Genomic DNA, 18,885 nt, shown 5'->3' with positions numbered 1-18,885 from the left:
CGGCCTTCTCGGCACAAACTTGTTTTCGCAGGTCGTGGACGGGGTACTTCACGGCATGGGACCGAAGTCGGAGGAGCCGCCGTACCTGCTGGCCGCACAGGCCGGGGCGGTCGTGCGTCGCCTGTACGGCAGGCTGCGGGACGACGAGCCCGCCTCGCCCGCCGATCTCTGCCGCACCATCGGGGCGTTGCAGCGGCTCGCCGACGACCTCGCCAACGTCTTGCCGGGCCTGCAGAAGCAGCTCGAAGAGAGCCTGCTGGCCGGTCAAGTGGGTGCGGGGGACACGCCGGGCGAAGCCTGGGACAAGGTCTCCGAGGTCGGTTACGCGCTCGCGCAGGCTCGCACGGGCGGCCTCCTGCTGGCCGCTGAACTGCGAGTTTCCCAGCGGACGCTCGGCGAACTGACCTCTTCGTGACGCTCCGCGCTCAGCCGACCGGCTGAGCGCGGACCACCGCCACCGGGCAGTGCGCGTGGTGCAACGCGTCGTCACTGACCGAGCCCAGCAGCAGGCGCCGGAGATCGCCGTGATCGCTCCGGCCGAGCACGAGCAGCGCGGACTCACTGGACTGCACGGTCAACGCCTGCGCGGCGGGCCCCACCCCGTGCACCATCTCCACGGCGACGTCGGGATAGCGCTCCCGCCACGGTTCGAGCTGCCGGGCGACCAGTTCGTCGGCGACCTCCTGGGGGAGGCCCGGGGCCGGATCCAGAACCGGGCCGCCGAGCAGGGGCTCGCTCGCCGGCCCCCAGATCGGCATCCGCGCGACGTGGACCGCGTGCACGGTGAGCCCGTGACGAGCCGCGAAGTCGAACGCGAACCCCGCCGCCTGCGCGCTCTGCTCAGTGCCGTCGGTACCGAGGATCACCGGTGCGCCCGGCGGAGGCTCGTCCCCGCGTACGACCACGACGGGACGTCCGGCGGTCTTGGTCACACCGGATTCGGTCGAGCCGAGGACCGTCCTGGCGAACAGTCCGGTGTGGGATTCGCCCAGCACGATCATCGCCGCGTCCACCTCGTCGGCGACCGACGTCAGGACCTCCTCCGGCGTGCCGCCGCGGACGACCGTACGGACGTCGAGATCAGGGTCGGAGCGCTTGAGGGCGTCGGCCATCGAAGCGAGTTGCCGCCGGGAAGGTTCCACTTCCGCCGCGTCGTCCGCGACCTGGGGGACCGCTTCGTTCAGCGGGGTCGCGACGGGGTCCGAGCCCGGCGGGGGAAGCCGGTCATGGGTGCAGTACGCGAGGACCAGGCCGAGGCCGCGGGTCTTCGCCTCGGCGACCGCCCAGCGGACGGCGCGGCGGGCTTCGGGCGACCCGTCGAAGCCGGTCACGACCGGCCCGGTGCCGCTTTGTGCTGCCGACATGGAAAATCACCTCCGACGCGCTGGTGATACCCGCTTTCCGCGATGTTCAAGCGCGGTTTCCCCGGCTGCTCGCCGGGTACGCGGCGGGGGCAGAGCCCATCGGAAACGAGGAGAGACCGTGAGCAACGCGAACCCGATCGAAATCCAGAAGTACCTTTCGGGCGTCGACTATCCGGCAGGCAGGGACGACCTGGTCCGGGCCGCCGAGGGCAACGGCGCCGACGACCGGACGCTCGACCTGCTGCGGAACCTTCCCGATCGCGAATACGACGGCCCGAGCGGCGTGAGCAAGGAGATCGCGAAGGAGTAAGCGACCGTTTCATCAGATGCGGTGCCGGGGTACTTCCATTCATGACCTCCTTGTCAACGCCCCGCGCGCTTGACGAGAAGCGCGCCTACCAGGTGGCACCCGAAGCCCCCGGCCGTCTGCGGCTGCACGTGAGCAGGCCGACCAGGGATACGGCCGTGGTCAAGGCGAACGGTGCGGTGGACCTCGGCCCCGCGCCGAGGCTGTGGGAAATGCTGAGTCAGCGGCTCCACGGCAGCGGTACCAAGGTGATCGTCAACCTGTCCGAACTCGAGTTCTTCGGCACGACGGGCATCCGGGTGCTGGAAAGAGCGCAGCTGCTCGCCGAGGAAACGCACACGCTCCTCTTCGTCTTCCCCGGTGAGTGCCGTTCCGCCCGTCGGCTGCTCGACCTCCGCGAGGGCGAGGACCTCCACGTCCTGTCGGCGCACATTGGTGACCCGTAACAAGCGGGTCAAGCACGGCGGGTGGTCGCGCGAGCGGCGAGTGCCGCGCTGACCAGGGCGACGTGTTCGAGCCGGGTGGGATCCAGTCCGGTGAGGTCGGCGATCCGGCGCAGCCGGTAGTCGACCGTGTTGGGGTGGACGTGCAGGGCGGCGGCGGTCTGCCGTCGTCCTCCCCGGCGGAGGAAGGTCTCCAGCGTCTGCAGGAGTTCCTCGTTGCCGTCGAGGGGCGCCAGCCTGGCGGCCAGCCGGTCGAGGGCGGGGCCGGGACGGGAAAGCTGGTATTCGAGCAGGACGTCGTCGAGCCGGTACAGCCCGGGTGACCGCCCTGATCCGATGGCGACCGCGAGCACGTCCTGCGCCAGCCCGGCCGCGGCAGGCACCGCGGACGGTTCGGCGGCGGCCACACCGGCGATGAGGTCCGCACCCGCCGTACGGGCGACGTCGGCGAGGACGCGTCCCAGCCACGCCCAGTCACGAGCCGTCAGGTCGCAGGCCACCGTTTCGTGCGGCAGCAGGGCGATGCCGCCTTCAGGAGTGAGCGAGGTCAGGACGGTGCCCCGGATCTGGCGCTCCAGTTCGACCCGCAACCGCCGGAGTTTCCGCCGCCCGGCGACCAGCGGGTCGACCCCGTCGACCTCCTCGTCCGGATGCGCCCCGACCGACACCGCGAGCACGAGGTAGCACGGCGGCATCCGCAGTCCGGCCTGCCCCGCCATGACCTCCGCGGGTTCGCCGTCGAGCAGCGCGGACAGCACGGTGTGCCGCGCCGACCGCTCGTCGTCGAACATCGTCTGCCGCTCGTCGAGGTATCCGGCGCCGACCACGGGCGTGACCACCTCCAGGTAACGCAGGGTCAGCGCGTTGACCGCCAGGACGTCGGAGACCTCCTCCGGGCGCGCGTCCGGCGTCAGCGACGCCCAGACCACCTGGATACCGATGTGATACGCGGTGAGCACGATGTCGAGCGGGATGCCCTCCTCCGCGCGCCGGGCCGCCGACTCGCGGAGAAAGCCGAGTTCCTCCCGCGTCGGTGTGGACCCGGTGCGCAGAGTGTCGATGAACGAACGCAGGTTCTGCTCGATCACGTGGGTGATGTCGCCGCTGAGTTCCTCGGCGGGCAGTAGACCGTACTCCGGGATCCGGGAGACGATCTCGGCGAGCACCGTCTTCGCGAGCGACGGCAGGACTTCGGTCAGCCGTTCCGCCAGTGGACGTCCGCCGATACGGAAACCCGGATCCTTGTCACCCGTCACAACCGCCCATCATGACAGCCGGTCAGCGAGTGAGCATGTCCCGTGCTGAATCGAGGGTCGGGTGCACGATGAAGACGGCGTCGAGGCCGAGCAGCGCCATCGGGCGCAACAGGGCCCGCTCCTGGGTGACCATGATGAACGGGACGCCGGCTTGTTCGGCCTTCGCCCGGATCTGGACCAGCACGGTGAAGCCGGACGAATCGCAGAAGGTCACCGCGGACAGATCCGCGATCAGCGCCGACGGCTTGAATCGGAGCTCCTCGTCCAACGCCCGCCGCAGGTCGTCCGAGACGGCGAGGTCGATCTCACCGGCGACGGCGACCACCGTGTCACCGGCGGAAGCGGTGATCGAAATGTCGAGAGAGGACGCGAATCTCCGGGCCGACCGAGGCGGATCGGAAGCGGGAGCGCGGTAATCGGTCAAGTTGACTCCTTGCCGGTACGGGGTCCGGCCGCTGCCCAATGGACAGGCCGGACCCGGAAAAAGAGGGGATCCGGCGGCTGGTGTCTGAACCGCGACTGGTCAACCGTAGCAGCCTTGTGGTTCGGCACGCCGGATGAGCGATACCGGGCCCGTCTCACACCCTCCGTGCCCGGGCTTCGCCGACCATCACCTGATCGAGATCGGGATGGATTTCGTCGGCTCGATTCCACAGGTCCGCCGCCATCTCCGCGGAGCCTTCGGCGGCCGCGACGTTGCCGAGACCGACGTAGGCGCGCGCGGTCTCATACCGGCTCCCGCAGGCCTCGGCCCGGTCCGCGGCGGCACGATAGGCCGAGGCGGCGAGGTCGTGGCGCTCCGCGTTGTACCAGGCCCAGCCCACGCAGTTGAGGGCCATCGCGGCGTCGAGGTCCAGGCGCAGCTCGTCGAAGACGGCCAACGTCCCGGTGGCGAGCACGGCGGCTTCGGCGGCCTGCCCGAGGGCGGTCAGCGCCAGGGCGATCCCGCGTTCGGTGATCGCGGCGTTGCGGCGGTTGCCGTCACGGACATAGGACGCGTGCGCCTGCCGGAGATCCCGCAAGGCGCCTTCGTGGTCGCCCCGGTAGTGCTCGGCCCAGCCGCTGTGCGCGAGCGTGGTGGTTTCCCCGTGCCCGTCGCCGATCCGCCGGAACAGCGCGAGCGCTTCGCCGTAGCACGCCGAAGCCTCGTCCAGATCGCCGCGATCGACATGCGCGACCCCGAGGTTGGCCGTGGTGGTGGCCAGCGCCCACAGGTCCCCGATCGCCTCCGCGGACGCGCGCGCCCATCGATGGGTTTCCAGCCAGGGATCCCAGAGTTTGGCCACGAAGAAGTAGTCACGCAGGAAGAAGGCGAGCTGCCAGCATCGCTCGTGCTCGCCGCGGTCCCGTGCGGCCCGGCACAGGGCGACCAGACCTGGCCATTCGGCGCGGAACCAGGCCATCGCCATCTCGCCGTCGTCCAACCGGGCCGGCTCCGGAAGCCCCGGGGCGAAGTCGATTTCCGGGACGAAGCGGTGCGGCGTGAGTTCCTTGTCGGCCTGAGCGGCGGTCCGTACCGCGAAAGCGGCCAGTCTGCTGAATGCTTTCATTCCGTCCTCTGCGTCGGTCAAGACGAATTCGGTCGCGAATGCCCGTAGCAAATCGTGGAATCCGTAGCGGCCTGCCTCCGGCTGGGTGAGCAGATGCGCATCGTGCAAACGGTCCAGCAGACGGTCGGTCTCCCGGAACGAAAGCGAGCTCAGCGCGCTCGCGGTATGGATGTCGACGTCGGTGCCGGGATGGACGGTGAGCAGGCCGAAAAGTCTCGACTCGGCGGCGCTCAGCTGATGGACGGACAACCGGAACGCGGCGGCGAGCGAGCGTTCCCCGTCGTCCAGTTCGCCGAGGCGGGTCGTTTCGTCCGCCAGGCGCCGGTCGAGTTCGGTGACGTCCCACGCCGGATGCGCGCGCAGCCGCGCCGCGGCGATCCGGATCGCGAGAGGGAGCCGGCCGCAGCGCTGGACCACCCGGGTGACGGCCGCTCCGGCGGGAACCCCGGTGACCGTGGTGAAAAGCTCGACCGCCGCGTCGAGCGGCAGCATGGCCAGCGAGACGTGCACGGCGTCGTCGAGCGCGCTCAGCCTGGACCTGCTGGTGATCAGCACCCGGCATTTCGGCTCGGCGGGAAGCAGCGGGCGTACCTGGGCCGCGCTGACCGCGTTGTCGAATACCAGCAGCAGGCTGCGGCCGCGGAGACGGGACCGGTACAGCGCCGCGCGATCGGCGGGGTCGGCGGGGACACGATCCGCGGGAACACCCAGCACCCGCAGCAACCTGTCGTGCACCGCGGCGGGCTCGCCGGATTCGTCGCGCAGGTCGATGAACAGGCAGCCGTCGGCGAATCCGGATTCCAGCCGGTGCGCGCACCGCACCGCGAGTTCCGTCTTGCCGACGCCGCCCATGCCGGACACGACGCAGACACCGCCGTCGGCTTCGAGCGCCGCGCGGATGGCCCGCAACTCGCCTGCCCGGCCGGTGAACGAGGAGGTCGCCGGTGGCAGACCGGAAGGCCGGACGTCCGGCCGCGTCCTGCGCCGCGCGGGTTCACCGGGCAGCAGCGGTTTCAGTTCTCCTTCGGCGCCGAGTTCGGTTTCGCACAAAGCGGCGAGCGCCGCGTTCGGCGCGGAAAGCCCGGTCTCGACTTTGCTGAGGTAACCCTTGCTGTAGTGAGTGCGGGCGGCGAGTTCGGTGAGCGAAAGGCCTGCCGCTTTGCGGCGGCGTCTCAGCTCCGCTCCGAATGTGGCTCGCTCGTTCATCGGCCCCCACCCTCGTCGGAGGATCAGTATGGCCGTGTGGACGGTGTTTCGGCAGCGGCCGCCGTCCGACGGCCGGATCCGCGGATCCGGCCGACGGACGCAGGGACATCTCCTGTCGTCGATCACCCGTGTCCTCTCAGCCGAACACGAGGCCGAGCAGGGCGAGAATCAGGTCGATGGCGTGGGTCTGCATGGTCAGTCCACCTCCTTTCCGTCTGTGGCGACCGCGGGTGAGACCGGGTTCGCGGGCGCGGTTCCCGGTGCGCTGCCGAGCGCCAGCCCGAGGACGAGCGCGACCACCCACAGCCAGAAAGCCAGCCGTAAGAGCAGCGAAAACGAGCACATGACCTGCATTTCGACTCCTTCGGTGTGCGCGTCCGGGCAGCACTCGAAAACGCGGGAAAACCGCTGGTTGGAGTGTTATTCGCCGCTAATTGGGGCGGCTCACCAAGAATGCGTCGCCGGTCCTTGGGCGACAAGGAGTTTCCTGTTTCCCGTATGAGCGGGAAAGGAAAACCCAAAATAACGATCGGCGATACACGACCGCGATCGGCTGGACACGGGCCGCCGGGCTGACGACTATTGACGACCGTGCTTGAACCACTAGGGGAGGACTGGTGACCGTCAGCGCTGCGGACCTGGCCGTCGAATTGAAGCTGCTTCGGCGGGGCAGGGGAATTGCGGCACCTCAGCTCGCCGAACGCGCGGGCCCCGCGTTGCGCGCGGTCTGCGGCGCCTCCGGGGGAGACGGGAACGCGGCGATCCGGCGGACGCTGGGCGAGAGCCTGTCCGGGTGGGCGCGTTCGCTCCCCGAGGACCTGAGCACCGCGGTGCTGGCCGCGCTCGGGCTGCACCCGGATGCGGCGCACCCCTTCTACCAGGATCGGGTGCGCTGGCTGGCCAGGCATCTGCAACGGGACGACCGGACGGCCCGCCGCCGGATCGACGAAGGCATCGACCGGCTCGCCGAGGTCGCCGTGGCGTCCACAAGCGAATCCGGCGACGGTGACGTGCCCGAGCCCAGCAGGAGGTGGCACACGGAGGAGCTGCGCGTGTCGGTGGCGCTGGACCAGCCGATTCCCGAGGTCCTGGAATCCCGCCGGATCGTCGCGGACGCCGACGGCATCTCCGAACTGGATCTCGCGCTGACGCTGACCGACTCCGTCTACCGGGGCGAAGCCATCGGCAGCGACGATCTCCGCGTGGACGTCTTCCACGGTGGACGGCTGACCGGTCGGATGATGGAGTCCACCGATCGTGTCGGGCTGGCGTTACGGCTGCCCAAACCGCTCAAACGGGCGAGCAAGCACGACATCGCCCTGCGGTTCCGGGCGGAATTCCGGCATCCGCATTTCGTCTGCGTTCCCCGGCATCCGGTCGACCTGTTCGATCTGCACGTCCGGTTCGCCCTGCCGATCCCGAGGGAGGTCGTCCAGCTCGAACGGGTCTTCCAGGACGACGCGAGTGACGAGGCGGCACGCGGATTCCCGTTGACGCCGGACGCTTCCGGCGAGGTCCACGTCCAGTTCCGGCATCTGACACCGGGTTTCGCCTATGGGGTGCGGTGGAGGCCGTCGAGCGGGGCATGAATCCCGCTGGATGCGGTTTCCGAAGGCCCGCACTGTCGTGCGTGTCGCGAAAGCCACTTTCAGGACATCAGATGTCCCGAAAGTGGCTTTCGCGACACGGCACCCTGCCTCACCAGACGATCACGACCACCCGGCAGGCCACGCCGCGACGGTCTTGTGCCGCAGCACCCGTCGCGCCGCGACCGCCTTCTCGGCCAGATCCGTCGCGCTCCCGAGCGTCGCGACTATGTCGTCCGCGGCGCCTTCGACCAGTTCCGTGGCGTGCCGGTCCCGGCCGCGCCCGCTGAAGGCCAGCGCGAGACCGAGGTCGAGCCTGGTCTCCAAGGTTTCCGGATGGGTCGTGCCCAGCAGCCGGATCTGCGGCTGGAGGATCTCCTCGAGGAGTTCGGCCTGGCGGCCGAACTCGCGCAGCTGCCCGTGCGCCAGGGCGATGCCGTGCCTGATCCGGTAGCGCAGCCGGTGGTCACCGCCGAGAACGCGGACGACCGTCCGCTCTGTCGCGCTCAGTGCCCGTAAAGCCTGCTCCGCCCGTCCCGGGATCAGCAGCGCACGATCGGCCATGGCCGTGGCGGTCAAGGCCGGCGCGCTCTCTGGTCCGTAACGCCGCCCATACCTGTTCGCGAGTTCGCGCAGCGCGGCGCGGTCGGCGTGAAGGTCTTGCAAGTCGAGGGTGACTGTCGCCTCCGCCCACAGCAACTCGGCTTCGGTGCACCGGAAGTGCCGCGTCCGGCCGTCGGCGTGGAAGGCCGCGATCACCTGCGCCGCGACATCGCGCGCCGGTCGTGGCCGGCCGTCGAGCAGCAGGGCGCGCGTGTATTCCAGCAGTGCCGGTGGCAGGAGGCCTTCGCGCAGTGGCCCGTTCGGCAAGGCATGGAGCTCCGGCAGGATCGCGGTGAGAGACATGATGGCCTCCCTGGGGCGGCCCCTGAGGCGCGTCGCCTGTGCGCTCGCCACGATTGCGGGCAACCGGGTTTCACCCCGGACGAGGGATCTGTGCCAGAACATCCGCTCGCCCGCGTCGTAGTCGCCCTGGCAGTCGAACGCCTGCGCGGCGACCAAGGCAGCCGCGTACCGCTCGTCGTCGTCGCCCGCCGACAGCAGCGCGCGCCGGGCGTGCCGCGCGGCCTCCGGATACAGCCCGCAGGCGATCTCCACCCGTGCCGCCGTCGCGAAGTCCGTGCTCGCCGCTCCTTCGGTGGCCAGGATCATCGCGTGGATCTCGCCCGCCGCGAAGAAGTCCAGGTGCCTTTCGTGCGCGGCCGCGATCGGTCGCAGAAGCCGGATCCGATACGCCGCGGGCGTGTGTTCGGCGAGGGAACGGGCGTGCTGGAGAAGGAAGTCCCGGTATCCGGCGTGGTCGTCGGAAAGCAGGCGCAGCAAGGATTTCGCCGCGGCCTCCGGCAGTGGTCCCGGGTCGAGCCCGGCTCTGGCGACCTCCGCCACGAGTGGTTGCAGTCGCAGTCCACCGTCCACAAGGGAGGCCAGGCCCCAGGCCAGCACTTCGTCGACGGCTTCCGTGAAGCCAGGTCCGGCGCCGAGAACGTCACGGGCGATGCCGAGCGGAAAGGGGACCGGTGCCAGCAGCCCGCCCAGCCGGACGATCCCGGCGGCGATCGGCCCGCGGCCCGCGAGCAGGACACGGATCGCCGGCGGCGCGGTGTCCGGGCGGGAGGCGGCGCGATCGGCACCCGGGGAAGCGTTGGCGCGCACCGTGATCGGATGCCCGTCGCAGTGCTCGACGAGCCGGAGAACCGCTTTTCGCTCGGCGTCGTCGGCCGGTGCGCGGTGCACGCCGGACAACCTGAGACCTTCGGCCGGTGACAACCCGGTGAGGTCCAGCGTCTCGACGTCTCGAGGAGACTGCCCCGTCCGGCAGGTGAGCACCGTGGACACCTCGGGTGCGGGAAGCAGCAGCCGGTCCAGGACGTCCGGCGGGAGCCCTGCCGGTACGTCGTCGACGAGGACGAGAACACGGCGGCCGGCGGCCCCGATCCGCTCGGCGACGTGGGCGCGCAGCCGGTCGGAGTCCATTCCCGCCAGGTCGGTGCCCAGCCGGTCCCCGGCCGCGCGGGCCAGCGCGAGGTGGAACTGGGACAAGACCTCTTCGGGCGCGTGATGCCCGAAGGGGCCCAGCCGCAGCACACCGCCGTCGAAGGCGTCCTGGAAGAGGTCGGCGTACCGTTCGACCAGCGCGGTCTTGCCCACACCCGGCAGCCCGCGCACCATCAGGACCGGCCGGGCACGCAGGGCGTGATGGATCGCCGAGAGTTCCCGGTACCGTCCGATCAGCCGGTTGCCGGCGCCGCGCGGACGGCGGGCGCCGGCAATCTTGCGCAGGACGAGTTCGACGAGAGCCGCCGGATCCCTCGGATCCCCGTGCTCGCCGCCGCTCTCCGGATCGAGGACATGCACCCGGCGGGCCCGCGAGTAATGGACGAGCACGACCCGTGAATTCGCGAGCGCGTCGGCGATTTCGCGGGTCATCCCGTCGACGACCAAGTCCGGGAACACGCGGAGCCCGGCTTCGCGAAGGGCCGCTTCGACCTCGCCCATCCGCGCGACCTCGTCAGGATCCGTCGCGGTGAAACACAACAAGACATCGAAACGATCCATCATCAGCGCTCGCTCCCAGTGATCGTGCCGGTTCGCCAGCGCAGGGATCGATCCGGGGAACGCTTTCGCTACCGATGGCCGCGCAGCCGGGAAAACTGTCCTTGATCTGCCCGCTTCGCGAATTCGGGCAACGGACAAAACGAGGACAACAAACTCTGTTCCGCAACGTCGTCGCCTCGCTCCTCGATTATCGGGCATTCGGACCGTGAACGCCCGGGAGAGAGCATGGGAATCGCCACTGACACCACCACCGAGGGGAACGGCGCGGCCGTCGCCCTGATCCTCCTCGTGATCGCCGTGCTGTACCTGGGTTACGCCGCCCTGAAGAGACACGGGTTCCGGCCGCGGCGCGTGGAAACGGCCTTGAGCGGACAGCAGTTGCGCCAGGTCTTCACGAAGAAGATCGCGGGAAGGGGTTGGTCCGTGGCGGACGACGGCAATCCGATGATCGCCCGGTCACCGGAGTTCGACGGGGTCCGGCAGGGCATCTCCCTCGAGATCTCCGAGGCGGGCGGGCGCACGGTCGGTGAGCTGGCGGCGGTCCTCCACAAGAAGAAACTCTTCGGTGACACGGCGAAGGCGCACAGCCTGCGATGGCGGATGAACGCCTTTCTCGCGCAGGTCCGGCGGCTCGACGCCACCGCGAAAGTGATGGGCTGAACCGATGCCGACCCTCGACACCCGCCCGCACGAAGGCGAACTCCAGGGCTACCGCGCGCTCGCGACCCTGCCGCGCCCGTCGGGCCGCCTGACCAAAGAGACGCTCGATCCGCTCGTCGCGGCGGCGAAGACCGGGGACCCGGACGCCGTGGACGCGCTGCTGGCGGTCGTGAAACCGATGCTGGTGCGCTATTGCCGCGCGCGGATGGGCGGCCGCGACCTCTCCTATCTGTCGGCCGACGACGTCGCACAGGAAGTCTGCCTCGCGGTCTTCAAACTGCTGCCGGCGTACGAAGACCGAGGCGGCTCCTTCGTCTACCTCGTACGGGCGATCGCGGCCAACAAGGTGGCCGACGCCTTCCGCGTGGTGTCCCGCGACCGATCCGACCCTGTGCCCGAACTGCCGGAGGCCGGATCGGTCCGCGGCGAGCCGGAAAGCCACGTGCTCGCCGTCGACCTCGGCACCCGGCTGGGGAGGTTCGTCGCCCTGCTCCCGAAGCTGCAGCAGGAGGTGCTCACCCTGCGGATCGTCGTCGGCCTGTCCGCCACCGAGACCGCCGCCGCGCTCGGGCTGACTCCGGGGAACGTGCGGGTCAAACAGCACCGGGCGTTGGTGAAGCTTCGCGAACTGGTGAAGGAGGAGGACTTCTCTTGAGAGGCGGGGCGGCCCCGTGTGTGGCGCGAAAGCCACTTTCGCGACGTCTGACGTCCTGAAAGTGGCTTTCGCGACACGCTGCCGGCGAGCCGTCCTCACCGGCTACTCCACGGCGGGGTCGCCCCACGCCAGTTCCGGGAGCCACTTGCTCTCCGTCGTACCCGGACGGTGGAATTCCAGCCGGACCGTCAGGACACCGGTGACGTCGAGATCGATCCGCGCCGGTTTCCCCAGCGCCACCTTGACTTCGGGTGAAGGTCTCCCGTCGAGGAGTACGCGGAAGTGCCCGACCTGGAAGGGCTCGGCCGCGTCGTCGAGGACACCGGCCACCGCGGTCAGCCTCCGGTAGGCCATTCCCAGGCTCACTTCGACGAAGGCGGGCCGCTCGGCCGCGCGCAGGACGATGCTGTCCGAGTACTGCACGTCGTTGATCCGCGCGCCCTCGGTGCGGATGCCGCTGCTGCACGCGCGCCATTCCAAGCCGGTCGCCAGCGACGTCCGGCCCGGTCCGGCCCCGCTCGTCGCGCCGCCACGCCATCGGCCGCGTTCGGGCCGCTGGTGCCGGGCCCTGCCGGTGATCGCGGTCAGCAGATCCTCCACACCCTCCTCGGTGAACACCTCGATCGGGTACCTCGTGGTGGAGTGCGGGTTGAGGAAGTTCGGGATGTCGTCGACGGACTGCCCGGCGAACACGACCGGGAGGATCCGTTTGATCTCGCCGCCGAGATTCCTGGTCATCCGGTCGCGGATCCGCGCCGCCTCGAACTGGGAGCCGCGGCCTTCGTCGAACGCCGCTCTTCCTTCGGCACGGCGCTTGTACTCCGGCGAAGCGATGACGACCACGAAATCCGCCGTGTCGAGGTGGTCCAACGCCCACAACGACCAGTCGCGGCGTTCGCCGTCGTCCCATTGATCAAGATGTACTTCGAGACCGATCCGGCCGTGCAGGAATTCCGCGAAGAGGCGGACCCGCTCTTTGTGCTCCGGTGAATCATGTGCGTAAGTGACGAACACGTGCGGCGGCTCGTTGTCGGCCATCGGAACTCCTGTCGGACGAAGGGAACCCGGCCCGCCGGGTGCGTCGCATTCTCGGCGATCCCAAGGTCGTGGCGCACCCATTGTCGCCCGCTTGTCATCTTTCTGTCGTCGAGGGGTCGCGCGCGCTGTCGTGTCCAGTTTTTGTCGTGTTTTTGTACCTTTTTCGAAGGCGTCGTGGACCCCTACGATCGGGGCTGTCAAATGGATCGGGGTGCGAAGGGGCGATGGCGCTCGTGTACGAGTACGACGTGTTCATCAGCTATCGCCGCAGCGGTGGTGACGCCCCGGACTGGGTACGGAATCACTTCCATCCTCGGTTGCAGAGACTTCTGGACGACAATGTCGACTATGACGTCAAGATATTTCTCGAGGACGGCGTCCCGGTCGGAGGAAAGTGGCCGCAAGTGGTTCGTGACGCGTTACAGCGCGCCCGGATCCTGATCCCGGTCTGCTCCCCGAAGTACTTTCACGACGAGTGGTGCCTCGCTGAATGGCACACGATGGCGAAACGCGAGGAAATCGTCGCCGGTGGCGGCTCGGCGAAGCCCGGAAGGCTGATCTATCCGGTCATCTTCAGTGACTCGGAGAACTTTCCCGGCTACGCGCACGAACGTCGTATGCACAGTTTCCGTGACTGGAACAAGCCGCATCCGCAGTACCAGAACACCCCCGAGTACCTCGACTTCGATCGTGAGCTGGCGCTGATGGTGGAGGACCTGGTGGAGGTCATCGAGCAGGCGCCACCGTGGTCTCCCGAGTGGCCGGTCGAAACGCCGCCACCACCCGACCCGCCCAGGCCGTCGAAGCTGCCGAGGTTCTGACCCATGCCGGGAACCGTGGTCACCTTCTACTCCTACAAAGGCGGTGTCGGGCGGAGCTTCACCCTGGCCAACATCGCCGTTCTCCTGGCGCGCTGGGGAAATCGGGTGTTGTGCCTGGACTGGGACCTCGAAGCGCCCGGTCTGGACACCTACTTCCGGCCGATGATGAGCGCGCCCCCGTCGGGCGGCGTCGTGGACCTGATCGACGACTTCCGCGAAGGCAGGCTCCGTCCCGGCGCGCATACGACGCGGCTGACCGGGAAGGTGAAGCTCGACGTCATCACCGCCGGCCGGGCGGACGACGCCTACGTCCGGCGGGTGCAGGATCTCGACTGGGAAGCCTTGTACGAACAGGGTTTCGGTGACTACCTCGAACTGTGCCGGGAACAGTGGACGGCCGCCTACGACTACGTCCTCATCGACAGCCGCACGGGGATCTCCGATATCGGCGGCATCTGCACCGCCCATCTTCCGGACCGGCTCGTCGTCCTCTTCACGGCGAACGTGCAGAGCATGAAGGGCGCGGTCGAGATCGCCGACCGGGCCAACGCCGCCCGCGACCGCATGCCCTACGACCGGCCGCAGCTGACCGTCCTCCCGGTGCTGTCCAGATTCGACGCCCGCGAGGAGTACGCCCGCTCGGAGGAGTGGCGCCGCATCTGTCTCGAAGAGACCAAGGACCTGTTCCGCAGCTGGCTCGACCGCGACGTCTCTCCCGACGTGATGTCCCGGCATCTGACCTTGCCGTATGTCTCCTTCTGGACCTTCGGTGAGCAGCTCCCGGTGATGACGGAGCTCAGCCCGACCGCCGACCAGATCAGTTTCGCGCTGGAAACGGTCGCCGCGGTCGTCGCGCACGACTTCGACCGGACGGATCTGCTCGCGGAGAACCGGGACGCCTATGTCGCCGGGGTCCGCGCGGAGAAGCGCACCTTCGCCCACGACGTCCGGGTCAGCACGACCAGGCCGACCATGCGACTCGCCGAGGAACTCATGAAGTACCTGGTGGAGCTCGGCATCCGGCCGGTGCTGTCGTTCTCCGGTGAACGGTCGATGCTCGAAAAGACCGAGGACGACGCGAAACATCTGTGCCTGATCGTCGACCGGGAGGTGAGCCGGTGGCAGTCGGCCGAGGTCGAACTGTTCCTGCACCGGACACTCGGCCAGGATCGCCGCGTCGTCCCGGTGCTCACCGAGGAGACCAAACCGAACACCCTGCCGGGTTACGTCGGCAATCTGCGGCATCTCCAGTTCGGCCCGTCCCGCGGGCCGATGGAGATCGCCAGGAGCCTGGTGGACCAGCTCACGGGAACGACGGCACTCGTCGACCCTGGCGAGCTCGACGTCGCGGGCGTGCTCCGGCAGGCCTCGCACGCCAGGCTGCGTCCGCTGATGTGGGGCCTGGTGGACGAGATCGTCGCCGAGCTGCAGATCGCGATCGGCGCGGGGGACCGGGAGCGGGTACAGGACCTCGCCCAGGAACTCATGTCGGTGACCCGGACCCGGACCACCGAAACGAATCCGGAACGCCGGGTGCTCGCGCCGCCCGACACCCGTATGGCGATCGAGTGGGCCATGCGGACGTCGGAGGCCAGGGTGACGCGCCAAGGATTCAGCGGATTCCTCGACCAATAGCAACCAGGTACGGAAGGATCACGGATGACGGATCGATTGGGACAGAAGCAGATCGCGGCGATGCTCGTGCTGATGGTGGTCGCGCGCGAGGTGTCGAACCCCGAGCTGCGCGAGATCGTGGGCTTCGCCCTCGACGGGAAGGAACGCCGTCAGCTCAACGGTCTCGACCTGGTGGTCAGCGAACAGCGTGGCCGTCCCTATTTCCACGAGCTGACCGAGCGCGGCTGGGCCTGGTGCGAGGAGGAATTGAGCCAGGGAGAGCCGCCGTTGCCCCGGACCAGCCTGGGCAGCGCCCTGTACGTCGTGCTCGGCGGGCTCGGCAGGCACCTCCGGCGGGAGAAGCTCCGGCTCGCCGACCTCTTCATGCCCGAGGTCGACCTGACGGCCGAGGAGATCGAGAGCCGGATCCGGATCGCCTATCGCAAACTCGCCCGTTCGCCCCGGGACTGGGTCGCGCTGGTGGAGCTGCGGCCGATGCTCGGCGAAGCGTCCACTGTGGACGTCGACTCGGTGCTGAAGGAACTCAGCCGGTCGGGCCAGGCGGACCTCGTGCCGGAATCGAATCGCAAGGCGCTCACCGCCGCCGACCACGCGGCGGCGGTCCGCGTCGGCGGTGAGGACAACCATCTGATCTCGATCGAGGCGCCGTGATGGACGAGCTGAGTGCGCTCGCGGCGCTGCGCTTCGACTGGGCCGACACACCCGATCACGTGTGGCGTGATTCGCCGTATCACGTCGACGGCCTGCACACCGGCGTCCTGACGCAGGTCAGCGCGGGGATCAAGGAGGCCGTCGCCAGCGACGGCCCGAGCCCGATCGGGCTGGTCCTCCAAGGGAAGAAGGGCGTGGGCAAGACCCACCTGCTCGGTCTGGTCCGCAAGCAGGCCCATGGCGCCCGCGGTTACTTCTTCCTCAACGACCTCACGGCGGGCGACGCGTTCTGGGAGAACACCGCGGAGGCGATGCGCCGGGGCCTTTCGCGGCTCGACGGCTCCGGCGTACCGCAGCTCACCAGCTTTCTCCGCCGAGTCTGTCTGCGCGCGAGCATCGACGCGAACGTCACCAAGAAGATCCTGGACGGCCGTGGTCTGTCGAGGGGTGACGTCGACACGTTCGTCGAGGGCCTGCGCGCCTTCGATCGGGACGTCGCCAGGGAATGCGCCGACACGGCGCGGGCGCTGGTGCTCTACGCGAGCGAGGATCCGAGCAAGAACTACGTCGGGGACGACTACCTCGGCGTGTTCCCGGAGTCGAAATCCGGCGACCGCCGCAAATGGGGGATCCGCTCGGATCCGAAGTCCGCGAAGACCCAGGTCAGGAACATCACGCGGTTGCTCGCGCTCACCGGCCCGATCGTGATCGCCGTCGACCAGCTCGACACCCTGGTGGCTCGGTCCGCGGTGAGCTTCCAGAAAGTGCGGGACAGCGACGAACAGGACCTGCTCGTCGCGCAGATCGCGGACGGGCTGATGGGGTTGCGGGAGGCGACGAAACGGACCATGACGGTGCTCGCCTGCCTCCCCGGTACGTGGGAACTGCTCAAGGAGAAGGCCACCGACACCGTTCCGGACCGCTTCCGGGAAGCCCTGATCCTCGGCAGGGTGAGGGATGCCGAAGTCGGCAGGGCCTTGGTGGAGAAGCGTCTCGGTGTCGCTTACGAGGCGATGAACTTCGTGCCGCCGCACCCCACCTGGCCGGTGTCGCCGTCCGCGTTCGACGGGGAATGGGAAGAGATGTCCCCGCGAGACGTGCTGAAGCGGATCGGCGCGCATATCGACGCCTGCGTCCGGGCCGGCCGGATCACCGAGCTGACCACGTTCGACGAGGGCGGCGGGCGGTCGGCCACGCCGCCGCGTCCGGCGATGGCCGCCGACCGGTTCGTGGAACTGGACAAACGGTTCGAGGAGCTTCGCTCGGAGGCCGACCCGTCGGCGCTGCTGGATCCGAAGGTCGAGGACAAGGTGATGCCCCGCCTGCTGGCCGCGGCACTCCGGGGATGGATCACGGAGGTCGGCGACGACAACCTGGAATGGGTTTACGGGGCCAAGAGCGACCGGAACGAACTGCACGCCTGGCTCACCCGCACGGTGGACGAGGCCTCCGATCTGGAGGAGCACTGGGCGTTCCGCGCCATCGCGGCGTCACATCCCATCGCCGTGCTGCACCGCTTCCGCAAGGCGCGTTCGGCGGCCGGCGTGCGGAAGGGAGCGGAGAACCGGCACCTGGTCGTGATCCGCAATCTGGCTTGGTCGCGAGGGGTCAAGACCCAAGCGGAACTCGAGGCGTTCAAGAAGGACGGTGGCCGGGCCCGCGAACTGTCCGATGCGGACATCCGTACGTTCTGGGCGCTGGACAAGATGTTCGCCGAGGGCAGCCGGGAACTCCACGAGTGGCTCGTCGACCGGCGTCCCGCCGGGCGGTCGGAACTCCTGGCGGAAGTCCTGCCCGAGCCCCTGCCCCGATCCGCACCCGGATCCGGTGAGGCGCACGCCCCGGCCGCCGAGGGGGAGATCACCCTGGGCGCCGTGAGCGGCAGCGGGAAACCGGTCAGGATCGAACTGGCGGCCTTGCGCAAGCACGCCGCGGTGTTCGCGGGTTCGGGTTCCGGGAAGACGGTGCTGCTGCGGCGGATCGTGGAGGAATGCGCGCTGCAGGGCGTTTCGGCGATCGTGCTGGATCCCAACAACGACCTCGCCCGGCTCGGGGACGCCTGGCCGGAGCCACCCGAGGCGTGGGGAGCGGACGACGCCGAGCTCGCCAAGCGGTACCTGGCCGAGACCGACGTCGTCGTGTGGACGCCGGGACGGGCGGGCGGGCGGCCGCTCGCGTTCCAGCCGTTGCCCGATTTCGCCGGTGTCCTCGACGACGAGGACGAGTTCAACGCGGCCGTCGAGGTCGCGGTGGCGACGCTCGCTCCCCAGGTGAAGCTGACCGGCGGCACGGCGAAGACCACCGTCGGGCTCGCGGTGCTGCGGCAAGCCGTCGTGCACCACGCCCGGACCGGGTCACGGAGCCTGCCCGAACTCATCGAGGTGCTCGAAGACCTGCCCGACGGGGTGAGCACCTTGAACGACGGGCGGAAGCGGGCGGCCGAGCTGGCCGAACTGCTGAAGGCCTCCATGGTCAACGACCCCCTGCTGGCGGGCGGTGGCGAGCCCGTCGACCCGGCGCTCCTGCTCGCTCCCGGGGAAGGCAAGCGAGCGAGGGTTTCGGTCATCAGTTTCGTCGGGCTGCCCTCGGAGAAACAGCGGCAGAACTTCGTCAACCAGCTCCAGATGGAACTTTTCGCCTGGGCCAAACGGAATCCGGCGGGAGACCGGCCACTCGGCGCGCTCTTCGTCATGGACGAGGCGCAGATGCTCGCCGCGTCGGGGACGCTCACCGCGAGCACCCGCAGCACCATCGTGCTCGCCTCGCAGGCCCGGAAGTACGGTCTGGGACTGCTGTTCGCCACCCAGGCGCCCAAGGGACTGCACAACCAGGTCGTCGGCAACGCGATGACGCAGTTCTTCGGCAGGCTCAACAGCCCGGCCCAGATCGCCGCCGCCAACGAACTCGCCAGGGCCAAGGGCAGCCCCGTCGACGACATCTCGCGACTGGAACGCGCCCAGTTCTACGTGTCGGGGGAGGCGTTCGGCTTCCAGCGGGTGACCACTCCGCTGTGCCTCACCCACCATCCGGCCAGTCCGCTCAGCGTCGAGGAGGTGCTCGCCCGCGCCCGCCGCGAAGCCGAGTGAAACCACGGCCC

At 69.1% G+C, this 18,885-nt stretch carries 17 protein-coding genes; 10 read left to right on the top strand and 7 right to left on the bottom strand.

The genetic code is table 11. The features are described 5' to 3' along the window. Window positions 1–55: 55 nt before the first annotated feature. Window positions 56–415 carry a hypothetical protein gene (locus CVV72_RS13730; RefSeq protein WP_219152804.1) on the top strand — a complete coding sequence of 120 codons (360 nt, stop codon included), beginning with the start codon at window positions 56–58 and terminating at the stop codon, window positions 413–415. A 10-nt stretch (window positions 416–425) separates the two neighbouring features. On the opposite strand, the gene CVV72_RS13725 is transcribed toward CVV72_RS13730, so the two are convergent. Next, window positions 426–1,364, bottom strand: coding sequence for a universal stress protein (locus tag CVV72_RS13725; RefSeq protein WP_219152803.1), 939 nt, complete (start codon window positions 1,362–1,364; stop codon window positions 426–428). Window positions 1,365–1,482: 118 nt separating this feature from the next. Here CVV72_RS13725 and CVV72_RS13720 point away from each other — a divergent pair, with 118 nt between their 5' ends. Next, window positions 1,483–1,674, top strand: a complete 192-nt coding sequence (locus CVV72_RS13720) for a DUF2795 domain-containing protein (protein ID WP_219152802.1) — start codon at window positions 1,483–1,485, stop codon at window positions 1,672–1,674. Between the two features lie 41 nt (window positions 1,675–1,715). Continuing rightward, a complete protein-coding gene (locus CVV72_RS13715) occupies window positions 1,716–2,117 on the top strand; it encodes an STAS domain-containing protein (RefSeq protein ID WP_255632683.1) in 402 nt (133 codons plus the stop codon). A gap of 8 nt (window positions 2,118–2,125) precedes the next feature. Here CVV72_RS13715 and CVV72_RS13710 read toward each other — a convergent pair whose 3' ends face one another. The 4 genes from CVV72_RS13710 to CVV72_RS13695 all read right to left on the bottom strand — a co-directional run bounded on the left by CVV72_RS13710 (window position 2,126) and on the right by CVV72_RS13695 (window position 6,480). After that, a complete protein-coding gene (locus tag CVV72_RS13710) occupies window positions 2,126–3,370 on the bottom strand; it encodes a CdaR family transcriptional regulator (protein ID WP_219152801.1) in 1,245 nt (414 codons plus the stop codon). Window positions 3,371–3,392: 22 nt separating this feature from the next. After that, window positions 3,393–3,794 carry an STAS domain-containing protein gene (locus CVV72_RS13705; protein ID WP_219152800.1) on the bottom strand — a complete coding sequence of 134 codons (402 nt, stop codon included), beginning with the start codon at window positions 3,792–3,794 and terminating at the stop codon, window positions 3,393–3,395. Between the two features lie 154 nt (window positions 3,795–3,948). Further along, complete coding sequence (locus CVV72_RS13700; RefSeq protein WP_219152799.1) at window positions 3,949–6,126, bottom strand: helix-turn-helix domain-containing protein; 2,178 nt, start codon at window positions 6,124–6,126, stop codon at window positions 3,949–3,951. A 195-nt stretch (window positions 6,127–6,321) separates the two neighbouring features. Next, on the bottom strand, window positions 6,322–6,480 hold the full coding sequence (locus CVV72_RS13695; protein WP_219152798.1) for a hypothetical protein: 159 nt from the start codon (window positions 6,478–6,480) through the stop codon (window positions 6,322–6,324). 263 nt (window positions 6,481–6,743) lie between these two features. Between CVV72_RS13695 and CVV72_RS13690 the strand changes: the two genes are divergently transcribed. After that, window positions 6,744–7,715, top strand: coding sequence for a hypothetical protein (locus tag CVV72_RS13690; protein WP_255632682.1), 972 nt, complete (start codon window positions 6,744–6,746; stop codon window positions 7,713–7,715). Window positions 7,716–7,835: 120 nt separating this feature from the next. Here the strand turns inward: CVV72_RS13690 and CVV72_RS13685 are convergent, their stop codons facing one another. Beyond that, complete coding sequence (locus tag CVV72_RS13685) at window positions 7,836–10,331, bottom strand: ATP-binding protein (protein WP_219152797.1); 2,496 nt, start codon at window positions 10,329–10,331, stop codon at window positions 7,836–7,838. 222 nt (window positions 10,332–10,553) lie between these two features. Here CVV72_RS13685 and CVV72_RS13680 point away from each other — a divergent pair, with 222 nt between their 5' ends. Both CVV72_RS13680 and shbA read left to right on the top strand, forming a co-directional pair. Further along, window positions 10,554–10,988 (top strand): hypothetical protein, encoded by a 435-nt coding sequence (locus tag CVV72_RS13680; RefSeq protein WP_219152796.1) that lies wholly within the window; start codon window positions 10,554–10,556, stop codon window positions 10,986–10,988. Window positions 10,989–10,992: 4 nt separating this feature from the next. Further along, window positions 10,993–11,643: an RNA polymerase sigma factor ShbA gene (shbA, locus tag CVV72_RS13675; protein WP_219152795.1), complete on the top strand. Its 651-nt coding sequence runs from the start codon at window positions 10,993–10,995 to the stop codon at window positions 11,641–11,643. A 102-nt stretch (window positions 11,644–11,745) separates the two neighbouring features. Here shbA and CVV72_RS13670 read toward each other — a convergent pair whose 3' ends face one another. Then, window positions 11,746–12,681, bottom strand: coding sequence for an SEFIR domain-containing protein (locus CVV72_RS13670; RefSeq protein WP_219152794.1), 936 nt, complete (start codon window positions 12,679–12,681; stop codon window positions 11,746–11,748). A gap of 224 nt (window positions 12,682–12,905) precedes the next feature. Between CVV72_RS13670 and CVV72_RS13665 the strand changes: the two genes are divergently transcribed. From CVV72_RS13665 to CVV72_RS13650, 4 genes are read left to right on the top strand one after another with little or no spacing between them, the layout of a single operon-like run. Next, complete coding sequence (locus CVV72_RS13665) at window positions 12,906–13,502, top strand: toll/interleukin-1 receptor domain-containing protein (RefSeq protein ID WP_255632681.1); 597 nt, start codon at window positions 12,906–12,908, stop codon at window positions 13,500–13,502. Between the two features lie 3 nt (window positions 13,503–13,505). Continuing rightward, window positions 13,506–15,137, top strand: coding sequence for a CATRA system-associated protein (locus CVV72_RS13660; protein ID WP_219152793.1), 1,632 nt, complete (start codon window positions 13,506–13,508; stop codon window positions 15,135–15,137). Between the two features lie 24 nt (window positions 15,138–15,161). Beyond that, window positions 15,162–15,788 carry a hypothetical protein gene (locus CVV72_RS13655; RefSeq protein WP_255632680.1) on the top strand — a complete coding sequence of 209 codons (627 nt, stop codon included), beginning with the start codon at window positions 15,162–15,164 and terminating at the stop codon, window positions 15,786–15,788. After that, the gene (locus CVV72_RS13650; RefSeq protein ID WP_255632679.1) at window positions 15,788–18,874 is read left to right on the top strand and encodes an ATP-binding protein; all 3,087 of its coding nucleotides are present in this window, start codon (window positions 15,788–15,790) and stop codon (window positions 18,872–18,874) included. Before CVV72_RS13655 ends, CVV72_RS13650 begins: the two co-directional genes overlap by 1 nt. The last annotated feature ends 11 nt before the right edge of the window (window positions 18,875–18,885 follow it).

Source organism: Amycolatopsis sp. TNS106 (assembly GCF_019330265.1).
In the GTDB taxonomy this organism is placed as follows: Bacteria; Actinomycetota; Actinomycetes; order Mycobacteriales; family Pseudonocardiaceae; genus Amycolatopsis; species Amycolatopsis lurida.
Note: the sequence above shows the minus strand (reverse complement) of the source record. Positions and strands in the feature narration are given on the sequence as shown.